The sequence below is a fragment of the Paenibacillus ferrarius genome (assembly GCF_002027705.1).
GTDB lineage: Bacteria > Bacillota > Bacilli > Paenibacillales > NBRC-103111 > Paenibacillus_E > Paenibacillus_E ferrarius.
Genome location: NZ_MBTG01000027.1, coordinates 1 through 17,601 on the forward strand (window position 1 = coordinate 1; position 17,601 = coordinate 17,601).

Below are 17,601 nucleotides of genomic sequence, written 5' to 3' on the forward strand. Positions count from 1 at the left end.
TGGCCGCCGTCTAGTGACCTGAAGCGTGAACCTAAGAATCACCGGAAGTCCGGCGGAAAAAAGGGAGGACCTGTCGGCCATAAAGGGCATACCCTTTCTTGCATAGACGATCCCACTACAACCATTATTCATCCGGTTTTAGTCTGTGAGAACTGTGCGGTCTCACTTGAGGACGTCGCATGTCTAGGGTATGAGCGTCGACAGGTTTTTGACATCCCTGTTCCTGTCATGGAGGTGACGGAGCACCGAGCCGAGAAGAAAAAGTGCCCATGTTGCCACACCTTGCAGAAAGGCATCTTCCCTAAAGGCGTCCATGCACGTGCCCAATACGGTGAGCGGTTCACTGCTGTAGCCGCTTATTTGCATACGCACCAAATGCTCCCGCTTGCTCGCACAACCGATCTTCTTCATGTGTTGACGGGGTGTCGGCCAAGTCAGGCAACACTTCTTTCAAGTATCCGTAAAATGGCTGAAAGCTTACTTCCCTACGAAGAGGTCATTCGTCATAATCTCCTTGCCAGTCCCGTAATCCATGCCGATGAAACGGGCGTGCATGTAGACAAAGAGGGACACTGGGTTCATGTGAACAGTACGAAGAACTGGACCTTGCTTGGTGTCCATTCTAGCCGCGGAACCGCGGGGATGAAGTCGCTAAACGTACTGCCTTCCTATACGGGTACAGTGATCCACGACTTTTATGGGCCGTATTTTAAACAGGATAAAGACTTTACCTTCAAACATGCCTTATGCAATGCCCATTTATCTCGGGAGTGCAAAGGGATTGAGGAATATGACGGGCATCGATGGGCCAGCGCTATGCTCACACTGCTGCATACAAGCTGGTCCATCACCCGCAAGACCAGAAAATTAGGTAGGCCACTTACCGAAACAGCCATCGGCAACTACGAACGACGGTATGAGATGATTCTAGAGATGGGAAAGGTCGAGCTCGAAAAGGAGCCCCTGCTCCAATCAGGGCGCAGGGGAAAACCGCGTAAGAGTAAGGCCGCAAATCTTTGGGCACGATTCCGTGACCACAAGGAAAGTATCTTGGGGTATCTTCGAGATGCCAATATTCCCTTTGATAATAACCAAGCCGAACGTGATCTTCGCATGATTGCCGTTAAGCGGAAAATATCCGGCTGTTTTCGTTCGGAAACGACCCCGGGCTTCTTTGCGACCATCCGAAGCTTTATCTCCACGTTGATTAAACAAAATCATCCTATTCTTACATCACTGAAATTGGCTTACGTTGGTGATTTCAGCTTTTTTACTCGGAGTCCTGAGTAGTAACCAATTATGCAGGCTTTTTAAGCTTTTCCATCCTAGAATCGAAAAAAGCTCTCAAAAGGATGTATAATCGCAGGCTTTTCTCCATTTTGCGTATTCCCATGACGAAAAGGATGCATATTTGCAGGCTTTAATTTAACGCTATTATTCGAAGAGTTTCTCCAGAAACCCCTTTTTTCTCTTTCGAATTTTGCTGTAGCTCCGCACTCTGGAGTAGGTTGGCTGCGTGTCCTCAGCGGTTTGTTCCTCTGATTTTATCACTTGCAAAGAGAGCTCGGAGGAATCCTCTTCCTCCAGGTTCTCTTCTTGAATTGCAGACTGCTGTTGTACCACAATGGTGCGGATCAAATCCTCATGGAGCTTGTTCTCGAGCTGGTGCTTGAACTGCCGAAGAAACTGCTCCTGCTGCCTGCTCTGGAGTTCAAAATGCTCATGAAGCTGCAACTGAAGCTCCTCCACCTGCTTGGAAAGAAGCACAACTGCTTTTTGCAAAGAAGTCAGATGCTGGGCCCCGATCGGTTCATTGAATTCAAACTCCTCGGAATGCTCCCCATTCTCAGCTAGCAGGGCATGTAATTCCGCTGGCGTAATGAGATCTTCTTCTTCTTTCTTCATGTGCTTCCTCCATTCCCCGTACATCATGCAGCCTGGACCTAATCTGCTTCTTCATCTTATTGTACATGAAGTTCGGGAAATGTTCACGTTTATCTATTCTAATGAGGCAAACCAGCAGATGGGCTTATTTGTAATCAATCTTCTATCCCCCTTGTTAATCACCCGCGTGGCATACCAAAAGGAGCAGTGTCACTGGGACACGGCTCTCTCCAAAGCTTTATTTCTTTACAACACGCGTACCAGCCATACGGTCATGTAGACTGCGTTTTTCCGAATCAATTCCAGCCATGATATAACCAATACACAAAATGATTGCCGAAACGATCTTCCCTATAATTTCTCGCAACAATATGGAACCCCACGTATTGGGCAATCCATCTTTACGTACGACGCGAATTCCCATAATCATCTTCCCAAGTGTTTGACCAAGAAGAACTGTCAAGATTACAAAATAAGACCAGCTTATCGCATACTGCAGTACAGACATGCCAAAAGATGGCTTGAACGGACTAGAATTCATAATAAAGCTAAGCAACACAAAGACAGCCTGAATTGCAACCCCATCTAATAAAACCGCAACAAAACGAATCCAAAAGCCCGCATACTGCAGCTCCGTGTTGGTCCTAATCTCTGAACTCACACTTCCACCCTTACCTTGGTTTACTTCTATGTTGTGTTCCATATTACTTCCTCCTCTATTATGGTTGAAATAAATATAACAAACGAGGTCCCGCAGTAGATGCAGCCGGCAATACTTGCTCCATCACCTGTGCTGCAGGAGACTTCATCTTTTGGCTAAGCCCGTCCAACACAGAGAACAAAGATAACTTCTGCGAATACTTAATAACTTTCACATCTTCCAATCCTAACTTTTGCTTGGCATACTCCCTAGCATCGTCCAATGTACCAAATTCATCAATAAGCCCCAATGTTTTAGCTTGTTGACCCGAATATACTCGCCCATCTGCCACTTTCAAGACCTCATCACGAGATAATTTGCGGCCTTTTTCAATAACCGATACGAATTGTTGGTAGCTCTCATTTACCAAAGATTGAAAGATATCCTTTTCCGTTGATGTTAACTCACGAAGAGGACTTCCAATGTCCTTAAATTCGCCGCTTTTGATAATGTTTTGCTTATACCCGAGCCATTCTGCAGTTTTCTCATAATTAGGCAGCGCAAAGATAACGCCAAGACTTCCTGTAAGCGTTGAGCGATTGGCAAAAATATAATCTGCTGGCGCGGATATATAATATCCTCCGGAAGCAGCTACGGCTCCCATGCTGATAACTACGATTTTCCCAGCCTTCTTCACATGCTCTATGCGCTGGTGAATTTCATCCGATGCAACCACTTCGCCTCCAGGACTATCAACTCTTATTACCAGTGCCTTTACGTTGGGATCTTTGCTGACTTGTTCTAATTGGGAGAGAAAAGCGCCAGTACTGAAGCTGCTAGAAAAACTAGGCTTCCCAGCAATAACACCCTCCACATCTAATTGAACAAGCTTATTCTTCCCTTTGCCTGAGATAACTTCTTCTTGCCATTTGTTCTTTTCAGTACTAACCGCTTCATTCCAATCTTGTGTTTTAAAAACCAGAATAAGGACCATAATTATTAGCAGAGCACCTACAATTATCAAAGCCCAACCCCTCTTACCCATAAAGCTCCTCCTGTGAACTGCACATTCATTACGTGCCTTCAAATAAACTTTACTACAGTATACTTTCACCTCATTAAATCCAGTAGTTCCAAATTTTATAGTACCTATTGAATTGAAAAGGTAACTTATTCAAAAAACCTCCTACTCTTTACCTTCTCAATAGCTTCCTTAGAACTGCGCACATTAAACTTCTTCAAAATACGGTTGACTTGATTCTTTATCGTACTGCTTGATTTATATAACTTTTTTTCAATTTGAGACTGTGTGAACCCTTGTTCGATAAGACCGAAAACCTCTTTTTCAGCCTGAGTCAGCGCCGCTAGTTGCCCTTCCTTCCTCAATCGCAAATAATCACTCATCAAGGTCTGGATTGGCGTTATCTCACACATCGCAGCTCTGATTACGCTTGGCAATTTCTTATAATCACTCTTTGCCACATAACTCACTGCTCCAGCAGCAAATGAATTTATAATCATTTCTTTTTCAGTAAAAGAAGTGAGCATAATAATCTTCGTTTCCATGAACGTTTTTATTTCGAGCACGGCATCAATACCGTCAAACTTTCCATCAGAAAAATGAATATCCATAAGAACGACATCAGGACATACTTCTCTGCATATCTGAATGGCTTCTTCTTTGTTAGAGGCTCTGTGACACCCCTTCATGTCAGTCTCTCTCTCCAAATAATCACAGATGCACATGAGCCATATTGGATCATCTTCCACAACTAGAATTTTTAGACTTGCCATGTTTTCCCCTTTCTTGCATTCAAAATATTAAGATAAAGGAAGGCTTACCTTTACTGTTGTCCCTTTTTCAAGTTCACTGAAAATTTCAATCTTCCCACCGTGTTTTCGAATGACATTGAGCAATAAGATAATCCTAGTCCAAAATTATTCTTATTCAATTTAGTGGTGTAAAATGGATCAAAAATATGTTCAAGGTGGCTTTTAGAGATGCCTATTCCGCAATCCTTAACTAGGATATATACCTGATTTCTTAATTCAAAAGTTTCAACTCTCATCAATCCACCAGTACTCATCGAATCAATTGCATTAGCTAACAAATTATTAATTACTTCCTTCAAATGAAAGCTGTCATATTCAATTTCCCTTGAAAGAGCATACTGCTCTTCGACGTTGATACTTTTTTTGCTCAAAAGCGCTTGATTCATAGCTACGCATTCATGCAAAAGAGCTGATAAATTATTTCTTTCTTTTCTCAATAAAATATCCTGAATTTGGTGTTGAATGCGATTTATCATTTCTAGCAAATGATCCGTCGATGCAAGAATATGAGACACATTGTCGATAACTTCCTTGTTTTTAAAATCGAAAGTTAAATGTTGAATATTTTCGGCTAATATGTTGATTTTTCCAACTTCATTCTTAATTGCATGGTTGAGAAAACTCGTGCCAGAAGTCACTGCTTTTAAAGTGCTGTCTATTCTGCGCCGTTCAAATCTAAGTTTCACCCTAAAGAAATCGAATTTTATCATCAAAAATATAAACAGTACCAGTAAGAAAAACATCATTATTGCATTGAGTCTCCATACTTCGTCAAAGCGGAAAAAGCGTAAGGTGTAATTGGATACTAATTGAAAGAGGACGGTTGGGAGGGCGATCATATTCGTAAATAGTCTGCTTTTTTTTAGAAGAGGATTCTTTTCTTTATAATAACTGTATATCAACAATCCACTCCCAATAAGTATATAGGGGGCAACCCATATGATAGTTGGGTGATAATTGCGAATGAGCTCAGGTAGTATGAGAGTAATAGAGAACATTAAGATGACGGGTCCCATCAATATAGCTTTTAATAACATTTTTCTTCTTCTTCCAAACAAGTCCGAACTACAAAGACAAAATATTAGATAGCCATAAGGCAGGCAGTAGGTATTGATAAACGATCCTATATTATAAATACTTTGGCATATAGATTCGAGTTCCGCATCCATCCATTGATGCAAAGATAAAAAGTGTGAAAAATCCTCAATTAATGCTCGCGCGAATCCATCGGCGCCCCCGCAAAATATCACAAAGGCCGCCCAGCGGGTAGATTCATTGTGAGGATTATTGATGATAAGAATAATTGCAATTAGCCATAGTACAATGAAGGTAAATATCACCGGTTGCTCGAATCTCCTCTCCTACTTCAAATCTTCACCCCTTGTTCGATCATGTTGGGCTAATAAATTGTAGACAAAGTACGTGCTTTTAGTTTACAAATATTGTACATTCAATATTTGGGAATAACTGTCGAATCATGTCGAAGAATTGTAAAAATTACCTAAAAAAAGATTAATTCTCACTAAGAGATCAAAAAAAAATGAAGGAACCCCATGAGGTTCCTTCATTTTTCTGCAAGTCTATGGCAAATTCGACGATCCCATCAAGTAACGATCAACTTCTCGTGCAGCAGCGCGACCTTCGTTGATTGCCCACACAACCAGGCTTTGACCACGACGCATATCGCCGGCAGAGAAGACACCTTCTACGTTGGTGGCAAACTTGCCGTAATCGGCTTTGGCATTGGAGCGCTCGTCTTTGGCTACGCCAAGCTGATCCAGCACCGTGTTCTCCGGTCCGGTAAAGCCCATCGCGATGAGCACCAGCTGAGCTGGGTAGATTTTCTCACTGCCAGGTACTTCAACTGGCACGAACTGGCCCTTCTCGTTTTTCTGCCACTCAATTAGAACGGTGTGCAGTTCTTTCAGGTTGCCATGCTCATCACCCACGAATTTCTTCGTGTTGATCAAATAGGTGCGCGGATCTTCCCCTTGAAGGGCTGCGGCTTCCTGTTGACCGTAGTCCACTTTGTGGACTTTGGGCCATTCCGGCCAAGGATTGTTGGCTGGACGTGTATCCGGCGATTTTGGCATAATCTCGAATTGCGTGACACTCTTGCACTTGTGGCGCAAGGAGGTGCCTACGCAGTCGGTCCCCGTGTCCCCGCCGCCGATAACAATAACATCTTTGCCTTCGGCGGAGATAAAAGCCCCGTCCGCATGCCCAGAATCCAGCAAGCTTCTCGTATTCTTGCCGAGGAATTCCATCGCCAAGTGAACGCCGTTCAGCTCGCGTCCTTCAATCGGAAGATCCCGGCCCTTGGTTGCTCCGCCGCAAAGCACGATGGCATCGAACTCTTCTTGCAGCTTCTCGATCGGATAATTCACACCAACATGAGCATTCGTTATGAACGTTACACCTTCAGCTTCCAACAGATCCACACGACGCTGAACGTATTTCTTATCCAGCTTCATGTTCGGAATCCCGTACATGAGCAGTCCGCCCACACGATCTGCCCTTTCAAATACGGTGACCCAGTGTCCGGCTTTATTCAGCTGGGCAGCGGCCGCGAGTCCGGATGGACCCGAGCCGACCACAGCAACCTTTTTGCCTGTGCGAGCCTCTGGGGTTTGCGGCGTAATCCAGCCTTCCTCGAAGCCTTTATCGATAATCGCTTTCTCAATACTTTTGATCGTAACCGGCGTGTCCTTCAGACCTACCGTACAAGAACCCTCGCACGGCGCCGGACATACCCGGCCGGTAAACTCAGGGAAGTTGTTCGTCTTATGCAGACGATCCAGCGCTTCTCGCCATTGCCCACGGTAGACCAAGTCATTCCATTCCGGAATTAGGTTGTTCACCGGGCAGCCCGCAGCCATTCCGCTAATCAGCGAGCCCGTGTGGCAGAATGGAATCCCGCAGTCCATACATCTGGAGCCTTGTGTCTGCAATTTATCTTCTGTCAGCGGCGTCGCGAACTCTTTCCAATGGCCGATTCGGACCAGCGGGGAAGCTTCAGACGCGACTTCGCGACGATGTTCTATAAAACCAGTTGGTTTACCCATGACGGATTAATTCCTCCTAAGAGTTTTGCTTCAGCAAAACTTACTTCGTAAGCATCTGCGCTAATTTGTTAGTTTCCACCGACACGTGAAACATCCTTCATATTTGCCTCAAAAGCGACCATGATGGCTTCCTGTTGGCTTAATCCAGATCGTTTTACTTGCTCAATGGCATCAAACATCCGTTTGTAGTCCTTCGGTATCACCTTCACGAACTTCCAAACGTACTCATCCCAGTGCTGAATAACCCGGTGGGCAACGCTGCTATCCGTAAATGTAGCATGATGCTGAATCATCGTTTTCAATTCGTTTATTTCAAACGTTTCCTCAACCTGCTCGAGATACACCATTTCTTTGTTCACTTTGCTGACGAACTCGCCTGACTCATCAAGCACGTAAGCGATCCCGCCAGACATCCCAGCGGCGAAGTTGCGGCCTGTAGGACCAAGTACAACAACACGGCCACCCGTCATATATTCACAGCCGTGATCGCCAACACCCTCGACGACAGCACGCACGCCGCTGTTTCTTACGCAGAAACGCTCGCCTGCCATACCACGAATGTAAGCATCCCCGTCTGTTGCGCCATAGAAAGCGGTATTTCCGATAATTACGTTCTTCTCTGGTTCAAAACCGGACTTGCCGGAAGGGAATATCGCCAGCTTGCCGCCGGACAATCCTTTACCCACATAATCATTGGCGTCGCCTTCTAATGAAAGCGTAATGCCTTTGGGGACGAAAGCGCCAAAGCTTTGACCGGCGGAGCCGTTAAAGTGCAAGCGAATCGTATCGTGCGGCAAGCCGTCCACACCATGACGGCGGGTTACTTCGCTGCCAACAATCGTGCCCACAACACGATTCACGTTTCTAATCGGCAGGATCGCATGCACATGCTCTTTGCGTTCGATAGCCGGCTCGCAGATTTCGAGCAGCTTCGTAACGTCCAAAGAGCGGTCTAAGCCATGATCCTGCGCCATTTGGCAGAAGCGGCCTACGTCTTCGCCCATGTCCGGTTGATGCAGCAGCGGCGTTAAATCGACGCCTTTGGCTTTCCAATGGTCGACTGCTTGCTTCGACTCGAGAATATCTGTGCGGCCGACCATCTCTTCGATGGTGCGGAAGCCAAGCTCTGCCATCATCTCACGTACATCCTGCGCGATGAAAGTCATGAAGTTGACCACATGCTGCGGGTCCCCGGCAAATTTCTTGCGAAGCTCCGGATTTTGCGTAGCAACCCCAACCGGGCACGTATCCAGATGGCAGACGCGCATCATCACGCAGCCGATCGTAATCAGCGGTGTTGTCGCGAAGCCGAACTCTTCTGCACCAAGCAGCGCAGCTACGACAACGTCGCGCCCTGTCATCAGCTTGCCGTCCGTTTCGACGACGATACGGCTGCGCAGGTTGTTCAGCACAAGCGTCTGATGCGTCTCCGCCAGACCAAGCTCCCACGGCAGTCCCGCGTGACGAATACTCGTCTGCGGCGACGCGCCCGTTCCTCCATCGTAGCCGGAGATAAGGACAACGTCCGCTTTCCCTTTGGCTACGCCGGCAGCGATCGTGCCAACGCCAACTTCGGATACCAGCTTCACGCTGATCCGCGCCCGCGGGTTGGCATTCTTGAGATCGTGGATCAGCTCAGCCAGATCCTCGATCGAATAAATATCATGATGCGGCGGCGGCGAAATCAAGCCTACGCCTGGCGTCACACCACGAACCTCGGCTACCCAAGGGTACACCTTGGTTCCCGGAAGCTGACCACCCTCGCCAGGCTTCGCGCCCTGCGCCATCTTGATCTGAATCTCGTCAGCATTGACGAGATAGTGGCTCGTCACGCCGAAGCGGCCGGAGGCCACCTGCTTGATCGCGCTGCGGCGAAGATCGCCGTTCGCATCCGGCGTGAAACGCTCCGGATGCTCGCCGCCCTCGCCGGTATTGCTCTTCCCGCCGATGCGGTTCATCGCAATCGCAATCGTCTCATGCGCTTCTTTACTGATGGAGCCATAGGACATGGCTCCGGTCTTGAAGCGCTTAAAGATGGACTCGATCGGCTCCACCTCTTCGATCGGGATCGGCTGGCGGCCTGCTTGGAAGCTTAGAAGCCCGCGCAGTGCCATATATTTCTCATCTTCCCGTTGGATGAGCTTCGAGAAGTTCTTATACATCGCATAGCTGTTCGTGCGTACGGCTGATTGCAGAGCATGCACTGTCTCCGGCGTATAAAGATGGTCTTCCCCATCCCGGCGCCACTGCAGATCACCGCCGGTATCAAGCACCTTGTCGCGCCCCTCTTGTTCAGAGAAAGCACGGTTGTGGCGCATTAGCGCTTCTTTGGCCACGATATCAATGCCAATGCCGCCAACTGGCGTATGCGTCCACGTAAAATACGTATCAACAAGCTCTTGGCTAAGCCCAATCGCTTCGAAAATTTGCGCCCCACGATAGCTTTGGATCGTAGAGATGCCCATTTTCGCCAGAACTTTAACTACGCCCTTCGTAACAGCCTTGATATAGTTGTACGTCGCTTTCTCGCTATTCACACCAACAAGCTGATTCCGCCGGATCATATCGTCCAAAGTCTCTAGTGCTAGATACGGATTGATAGCACCTGCCCCGTAACCAAGCAGCAGAGCGAAGTGATGCACTTCACGTGGTTCGCCAGACTCAACGAGCAAGCTGACTTTGGTGCGCGTACCTTCGCGAATCAGATGATGATGAAGCCCGGAAGTCGCAAGCAGTGCCGGAATCGGTGCGTTGCGTTCGTCAACGCCACGATCGGAGAGTATGAGCAGCGAAGCACCTTCTGCAATCGCTTGATCAGCGGCTGCATAGAGGGCATGCATCGCGCTTTGCAAGCCTTCCATTCCTTTGGAAGCTTCGAACAAGGTAGGCAATGTAACGGTTTTGAAGCCTTCACGCTGAATATGACGCAGCTTAGCCAGCTCTTCATTCGTTAAAAAAGGTGACTTCAAACGAATCTGACGGCAGCTTTCCGGTTCAGGGTTAATCAAATTGCGCTCAGGTCCAATGGTCGTTCCCTGCGCCGTAATAATTTCTTCAAAGTTCGCATCGATGGGTGGATTGGTTACCTGTGCGAATAATTGTTTGAAATAGTTATACAACAGCTGTGGACGATCGGAAAGCACAGCAAGCGGAGCATCCGTACCCATGGAACCAATCGGATCTACACCCGTTTTGCCCATCGGCTCGAGGGTTTTACGCAGCTGCTCAAAGGTGTACCCGAATGCCTGCTGACGCTGAAGAACTGTGTCATAATCAGAGCCAAGCACGATTGGCGCATCTTCCAGATCTTCCAGGGACACCAGATGCTCATTCAGCCAGTCGCGGTAAGGCTGTTCCCCGGCGATAAGGCTTTTGATCTCTTCGTCAGCCACAATGCGGCCTTCGACAGTGTCCACGAGCAGCATGCGGCCTGGCCTTAGCCGATCTTTGTACAGAATTCGCTCAGGCTCGATGTCCAGAACGCCAACCTCCGAAGCCAGAACGATGAAATCATCCGTCGTTACATAGTAACGTGAAGGACGCAAGCCATTGCGGTCAAGAATCGCGCCGATTTGACTGCCGTCCGTGAAAGCAATCGCAGCAGGTCCATCCCACGGCTCCATCAATGTGCTGTGATATTCGTAGAAAGCTTTCTTCTCATCATCCATCGTCTCATGCTTCGACCAAGGCTCAGGAACCATCATCATTGCGGCATGAGGCAGGGAGCGTCCGGAAAGCATCAGAAACTCAAGCGTATTATCGAACATTTGCGAGTCCGAACCATCTGTGTCAATAATAGGCAGAATCCGTTTGAAATCCTCGCCAAATAAATCAGAATCGCACATCGCCTGCCGTGCATGCATCCAGTTCACATTCCCGCGAAGCGTATTGATCTCCCCGTTATGAATTAAATAGCGGTAAGGATGCGCACGTTCCCAACTTGGGAATGTATTCGTACTGAATCTGGAATGAACAAGCGCAAGCGCAGAATCCACTTTCTCGTCCTGAAGCTCAAGATAATAAGCATCTACCTGCTCAGGCGTCAGCATGCCTTTATAAACAATAGTTCTGCTAGAAAGACTGGAATAATAAAATTGCGACTCGCTTCGAGCATTTTTGACAGCGTTTTCAGAAATCCTGCGAATGATGTATAATTTCCGTTCGAAATCGAGATTGCTTGTCACGCTGGCACTTTGTCCGATAAATACTTGGCGTACGAAAGGTTCCGCTGACTTCGCTGAGTCTCCCAGAGAGCTGTTATCCGTTGGTACGGTTCGCCAGCCTAAGAATTGCTGACCTTCCCTACTCACAATGCGCTCGATCATGTTCTCACATGCTTGACGCGCCTCCAAATCCTGAGGCAAGTAGACCATCCCTACACCATACTGTCCAGCTGCAGGAAGCTTGATATTGTCTGCAGCGCAAGCATCTTGCAGGTACGCATCGGGAATTTGCATTAAAATCCCTGCTCCGTCTCCCGTATTCTGCTCACAGCCTTGACCTCCGCGATGGTCCAAATTGCAAAGCACACGCAGTGCTTGCTTGACGATGTCATGCGATTTAACACCTTTAATATTCGCTACAAAGCCAATACCGCAGGCGTCACGCTCGAACTGAGGATCGTACAATCCTTGCTTGGGAGGTAACCCTTTTTTGGTCATGTTGTGCAACCTTTCTTTTCTGGTTTTTGGATACACTTTTCTCGAGGTACGCTTTAAAGTATTAAATTGTCGAAACGTAGCAGCTCGTATTCCGCTCATTGAAGAAGAATACAAATTGACCAAATAGTCTCAATATTTGTTATATTATATTAACACTTGAATTCGCTTTGTTCAATTGAAATTATTGTAAGGAATAGGTTTTCATTTTAATAGGAAACTGTGTCCGAGCAGCCCTTTTATTGGAACCCCCAGCACCTGCAATAACAAGGCATAGACTGGTTTCCCATGGCATTATTTCCAAGTAAAGTTAACTGCCAAGTGTGATCAAAGCTCTGTTTGGAGTTTCTTTTTCAATTGCGCATGATAGCAAACTTTCTATGTTTCATGCTATGATAGCTAATGCGCTGCAATGTAACATACACCCAGATTCCACAGCCTAGGAGGAACTCTGCTTTGAGTCTACAGCATACTTTTTCGAGTGGGATGATTTGGGAGCCTTTGTACCAGTGGCATATACAGGCCCAACCGGTTGAAGCCGAGCTTTTCAGATCGCAGCCGGTTCGCCGCTTGAAGTTTCTGCACCACTTTGGCGCATCGGCACTATTCTCGCCAATGACCCACTCCAGGTTAGAGCACACGATTGGCGTGTGGTCCCTGATGGCCCATTTTTTCCCGAACGATCTTCATCTTCGCCTTGCTGCACTATTGCATGATATTGGGCACTTGCCCTTTTCGCATGCCGTCGAGAATACACTTGGATACGATCATCATCGACATACAGAGCAATTGATCCTGCATGGAACGGTTGCCGATATTTTAACCAAGCATGGCATTCCGCCAGCTTCGATCGTCGCTATTTTAAACCAAGACAGCCCTTTAACGAACAAAACGTCCATCATGGGACTGGATCATCTAGACAGCTTCCTGCGAGATACGTACTATGCCGGGCAGCAGTTGATGCCGCCTTCCGAGCTTGTCAGAAAGCTGCGCCTGCGCGGTCACTACTTAGAAACGGATGAGGAAACAGCTGCTGCGCTTGTGCATGCGGTTGTAGAAGATCATCGCATCTTCCTTGCACCATCCTTTCTAGCCATGGATGCTCTTCTAGCCAAAGCGGCTGCGCATCACTGCGAATCGACCCCGGGAATGAAGGAGCGTCTTCCTTCTCTTCTCGATCACGAGCTCATTCAGGAGCTGCTGCAGAGCAAGAATCCAACGTCAAGCAGCATTATGCACGTCTTAATGTACGAGCCTCACCGCATTCAAGTTACTGATGAACCGCTGCCCGGCAGTATTGAAGTCAATATTCGTAAAATTTATAAAAAACAGCCGCTTATCGGTGATAAGCCCGCTTCCGAAACAAGCTTCCAAGCCGCTGTCAAACTAGCGGAATTAGATGCCCTGACTGCTACGTATTTTTTTACCATATAAGAGAGATTACGGTTTGTTTAACCGACAACACTTTCTTATTCGCGCTGAAACCTATATCTAAACGGGGTCGCTTATCTTCCAATGGCCTCGATTGGGGTTTTCTCAGTATATAGATATCTTGATTGGATCTTACAACTTCAGAGGGGACTGGCCCAGTTTGGCAAAATTATATTTCCGTTACGGCACAATGAATAGTGGTAAATCCATTGAAGTCCTGCGCGTCGCACACAATTACGAGGAGCAAGGCAAGAAAGCTCTGCTGCTGACATCCGTTGTCGATGACCGTTTTGGGGTGGGCAAAGTCGTCTCCAGAATTGGCATGCAAAAGAACGCGCTCGTCGTAGACGATAAGCTGGATATGGTTGAACTGGCGAAAACCGAGCAGCCCAACTGTATTTTGGTGGACGAAGCCCAGTTTCTAAGCAAAGAACAAGTCGCGCAATTAATCGTGATTGTCGATGATTTGAACATTCCCGTCATTGCCTACGGCCTGCGGGCTGATTTCATGGGACAATTATTCGAGGGAAGCAACGCACTGATTGCCGCCGCGGACACGATCGAAGAAATCAAAACGGTTTGCTGGTACTGCGACAAAAAAGCAATTATGAACATGCGCTGCAAGGACGGAGAGCCTATTTTCCATGGTGAACAGATCCAAATCGGCGGCAATGAAAGCTATGTGCCGGTCTGCCGCAAGTGTTATGCTTCAAAGCGCAAATCTTCTTTGAATGCCTGATGCAGGATTTTACGGCGAATAACGTCTAATCGATCAAGATGGTTACAAAAGAAAGGTGAGTTCCTTGCGAAAAAAACGGATTCTGCTCTTATCCGAGGGCTTCGGGAAAGGTCATACACAAGCCGCTCACGCACTCTCCGTAGAGCTTCGTCAAAGCTCATCGGAAGTCATTACACGTGTTATTGAGCTCGGCGCATTCTTGCATCCTACCATTGCACCTTGGATCTTCTCGGCATACCGCCGCACGGTTACATCACAACCCAAACTTTATGGTATGCTTTACCGCAATCAATATGAAAAATCTTTAAATCGCTTTGCCGGACTTTTCCTGCATCGGATGTTCTACTCGCAAACCAAAGCGATTATCAAGCAATTGAAGCCGGATATTATCATCTGCACGCATCCCTTTCCGAGCATTATTGTTTCTCGGTTGAAACGCGCGGGACTCGCAGTCCCCCTCTTCACCGTCATCACCGACTATGATGTGCATGGCACCTGGATTGATTCTGCTGTGGACAAATATCTGGTCTCCACCCCTTTGGTCAGGGAACGCTTACTGGGGCGCGGGGTGCCGGAGGCGAATGTAGAGGTCACAGGGATTCCTGTGCATCCTAATTTCCGTTTGGAACACAGCAAAGAGCAAACCCGCCAGCAGTTCGGGCTTAACGCCATGCCTACGGTGATGGTCATGGGCGGGGGCTGGGGTGTTTTTAAAAAGGAAGAAAAGGAAGAGCTCCTAACTTACCTAGCCAGCTGGAGCCAAGATATTCAGCTTCTCATCTGTTTGGGTACGAATGAGAAAGCACGTCATCAACTGCTTGAGGAAGAAGTTTTCCGGCGGCCAAATGTGCATCTGATCGGCTATACGAATGAGATTAACAAGCTCATGGATATCTCTGACCTGCTGATTACGAAGCCAGGCGGGATGACCTGTACGGAAGCGATGGCCAAAGGCATTCCCATGCTGTTCTACAGTCCCATTCCAGGACAAGAAGAGCGGAACTGTGAATATTTTCAGGAGCAAGGCTACGGTCAGAAGATTACCTCTATCGCGATGATTGATCATTGGTTCAAGCTGCTGCTTGAGCAGTATCCCGAGCTGTCGAAGCGTCGAACGACGATACGCAACCATCAGAAATACAGTGCTCAGGCCTGTTCCGCAACGATTATGCAATATTTGAAGTTATCCGCCAAACGCCCGTACATACAGGCATCAACAACTGCACCGCTCATACAATGGTATTAACCATGTATAGGGCGGTGTTTTATTTATGGACCCCATTCACCGATTCGGCAAACAGTTCATTTTTGTGTACTTGCTCATCTGGTTCGTTGGCAGTCTGTGGATGATGGCGCTGCTTGGCAGCGGGACGATTCAAGGAAAGCTGCTAGGTGTTGACGTAACTCTGTATCATGAGTATGCTTGCTTCGGATTTGCCGGGGCTTTAGGCGGCTCGCTTTACGGATTGCGGATGTTCCACGAGCATTATCATGATCTCACCACGCAGTGGGTGTACTGGTACCTCATGCGGCCCGTACTCTGCTTCGGCTCAGCCATTATTACTATTATCCTGTTCCAAAGCGGCATTCTGCTGCTTCAGGTGGGCGATTCTATGGCGGCGCGTATCAGCGTTGCGTTCTTGACTGGCTTTGGCTACGGCAAATTTATGGAGAAGATTCGTGCATTAACGACGACTTTTTTCAGTGGCAGTGGGAACAACAGCGGAAATGGCAATGGGAACGGAGATAAACCACAACCTTGAATGCAATTTTTCATGGACATCCAGATTTATCCTGAATTGGTTTTTCATAATTGGAGACCCTAATTTTGCAGTCACAACATCCAAGGAGACCCCATGAAAATTTTTGCAGCTTTGTGTTTAAGTTTACTTTTGATGCAGCCGAGCACGAGTGTCAGTGCAGCCCCGAAAAAAGACCGTGCCTATTATGAAGCACGCGGTGAAATCGTTTGGGAAATAAGGACGGATGAGAAAGTGCTTGCCCTCACATTCGATGATGGCCCTCATCCCGCGTACACCGATCAAATACTAGAGCTTCTCAAACAGTATGAGGCGAAAGCTACCTTTTTCGTTGTAGGCAATAAAATCAAGCTGTATCCTGACGTCCTGAGCCGAACACTCAGTGAAGGCCACGAGATCGCCAACCACACTTACAGCCATGCTTATCTCAGCCAAAGAAACGATATCAAAAAGGAACTGAAGGATACGGAAGCTCTCATATATGCCACGACAGGCCAGAGATCCCAGCTATTCCGCCCACCCGGAGGTTTCTATAATGAAAGGCTTGTTCATATCGTTCGAAATGAAGGCTACAAGATGATCATGTGGAGCTGGCAGCTGGATACGAAGGATTGGGATACACCTGGGGTAAATAAGATTGTAAATCGTGTCCTGAAAAATGCGAAAAACGGCAACATCGTCCTTTTTCATGACTATATTGAGGGGCCTACACAGACGATTGCTGCTTTGAAAATCATTTTGCCAGAGCTGAAAAATCGCGGCTACCGGTTGGTCACCGTGTCGGAGCTGCTCAATTATAATACGGCCATTCCGGCGAAAATTAATTAGAGACTCCGGCTTGTTTGGATGCAGCATGGCAGTGGTCGCGAGCCTGTCTGCTTGTGCGGCAGACTTGTTTGGATATTCGGGGCTGCAGCGGCTGAAGCCCTTAGGATTCGGAAATGCCTGCGTTTGTGCAGGCTTTTTGCGTAAAATCACTTGAAAATAGGAAATGCCTGCGTTTCTGCAGGCTTTTTCTGTAAAATCACTTGAAAATAGGAAATGCCTGCGATTCTGCAGGCTTTTTCTGCTTTTCCCTCGTAAAATTCGATTTGCTGCCAAAAAGCCTGCACTTTTGCAGGCATATATCGGATGAGGGGGATTCGAGGTTGAAAAAGATGCACAATTGCACAATTGCAGGCTTTCTCTGTTGCGCGACGGACTTTAGGCAGCCACCTCCGATTGCCGAGTTTCTCTGTCGCGCAACGGACTCTAAACAGCCACTTCCGATTGTCGAGTTTCTCTGTCGCGCAACGGACTCTAAACAGCCACTTCCGATTGTCGAGTTTCTCTATCCCGCAACGGACTCGAGGCAGCCACCTCCGATTGCCGGGTTTCACCGCCGCCGCCATATCGTCGGCGCAGCAACGCGCGCCCACGATTCGCGCGTGAAGAAACGCCAGATTGCTCCTGACTCTCATCGTCAGGAGCGGCTGAATCCCTCAAGATTCGGAAATGCCTGCGATTGCGCAGGATTTTTTCTGTAAAATCACTTAAAAATAGGAAATGCCTGCGATTGTGCAGGCTTTTTGCGTAAAATCACTTGAAAATA

14 protein-coding genes are annotated in these 17,601 nt (G+C 47.5%); 6 read left to right on the forward strand and 8 right to left on the reverse strand.

The annotated features are described in order from the left end of the window. Positions 1 to 1,290 (forward strand): IS66 family transposase (gene tnpC, locus BC351_RS25880; protein ID WP_079416452.1); only part of this gene is annotated, 1,290 nt, incomplete at its 5' end. 144 nt (positions 1,291 to 1,434) lie between these two features. Here tnpC and BC351_RS25885 read toward each other — a convergent pair. The 7 genes from BC351_RS25885 to gltB form a co-directional block, all read right to left on the reverse strand. Further along, entirely contained in the window at positions 1,435 to 1,905 is a 471-nt protein-coding gene (locus BC351_RS25885) for a hypothetical protein (protein ID WP_079416454.1), read from the reverse strand. A gap of 217 nt (positions 1,906 to 2,122) precedes the next feature. Further along, positions 2,123 to 2,587, reverse strand: coding sequence for an RDD family protein (locus tag BC351_RS25890; RefSeq protein ID WP_079416456.1), 465 nt, complete (start codon positions 2,585 to 2,587; stop codon positions 2,123 to 2,125). A gap of 16 nt (positions 2,588 to 2,603) precedes the next feature. Continuing rightward, positions 2,604 to 3,611, reverse strand: coding sequence for a signal peptide peptidase SppA (gene sppA / locus BC351_RS25895; RefSeq protein ID WP_158082232.1), 1,008 nt, complete (start codon positions 3,609 to 3,611; stop codon positions 2,604 to 2,606). An 83-nt stretch (positions 3,612 to 3,694) separates the two neighbouring features. After that, a complete protein-coding gene (locus tag BC351_RS25900) occupies positions 3,695 to 4,318 on the reverse strand; it encodes a response regulator transcription factor (protein WP_079416460.1) in 624 nt (207 codons plus the stop codon). 50 nt (positions 4,319 to 4,368) lie between these two features. Further along, positions 4,369 to 5,697: a sensor histidine kinase gene (locus tag BC351_RS25905; RefSeq protein ID WP_079416462.1), complete on the reverse strand. Its 1,329-nt coding sequence runs from the start codon at positions 5,695 to 5,697 to the stop codon at positions 4,369 to 4,371. A 240-nt stretch (positions 5,698 to 5,937) separates the two neighbouring features. Next, on the reverse strand, positions 5,938 to 7,422 hold the full coding sequence (locus BC351_RS25910) for a glutamate synthase subunit beta (RefSeq protein ID WP_079416464.1): 1,485 nt from the start codon (positions 7,420 to 7,422) through the stop codon (positions 5,938 to 5,940). Between the two features lie 68 nt (positions 7,423 to 7,490). Further along, positions 7,491 to 12,083, reverse strand: a complete 4,593-nt coding sequence (gene gltB / locus BC351_RS25915) for a glutamate synthase large subunit (RefSeq protein WP_079416466.1) — start codon at positions 12,081 to 12,083, stop codon at positions 7,491 to 7,493. 453 nt (positions 12,084 to 12,536) lie between these two features. Between gltB and BC351_RS25920 the strand changes: the two genes are divergently transcribed. The 5 genes from BC351_RS25920 to BC351_RS25940 all read left to right on the forward strand — a co-directional run bounded on the left by BC351_RS25920 (position 12,537) and on the right by BC351_RS25940 (position 16,838). Next, positions 12,537 to 13,514, forward strand: coding sequence for an HD domain-containing protein (locus BC351_RS25920; RefSeq protein ID WP_158082233.1), 978 nt, complete (start codon positions 12,537 to 12,539; stop codon positions 13,512 to 13,514). Positions 13,515 to 13,671: 157 nt separating this feature from the next. Then, positions 13,672 to 14,250, forward strand: a complete 579-nt coding sequence (locus BC351_RS25925; protein ID WP_079416470.1) for a thymidine kinase — start codon at positions 13,672 to 13,674, stop codon at positions 14,248 to 14,250. Positions 14,251 to 14,314: 64 nt separating this feature from the next. After that, positions 14,315 to 15,496, forward strand: coding sequence for an MGDG synthase family glycosyltransferase (locus BC351_RS25930; RefSeq protein ID WP_079416472.1), 1,182 nt, complete (start codon positions 14,315 to 14,317; stop codon positions 15,494 to 15,496). Positions 15,497 to 15,521: 25 nt separating this feature from the next. Then, complete coding sequence (locus BC351_RS25935) at positions 15,522 to 16,013, forward strand: hypothetical protein (protein ID WP_079416474.1); 492 nt, start codon at positions 15,522 to 15,524, stop codon at positions 16,011 to 16,013. A 93-nt stretch (positions 16,014 to 16,106) separates the two neighbouring features. Further along, on the forward strand, positions 16,107 to 16,838 hold the full coding sequence (locus BC351_RS25940) for a polysaccharide deacetylase family protein (RefSeq protein WP_079416476.1): 732 nt from the start codon (positions 16,107 to 16,109) through the stop codon (positions 16,836 to 16,838). 471 nt (positions 16,839 to 17,309) lie between these two features. Here BC351_RS25940 and BC351_RS41775 read toward each other — a convergent pair whose 3' ends face one another. Next, entirely contained in the window at positions 17,310 to 17,495 is a 186-nt protein-coding gene (locus tag BC351_RS41775) for a hypothetical protein (RefSeq protein WP_144028538.1), read from the reverse strand. Positions 17,496 to 17,601 lie beyond the last annotated feature (106 nt).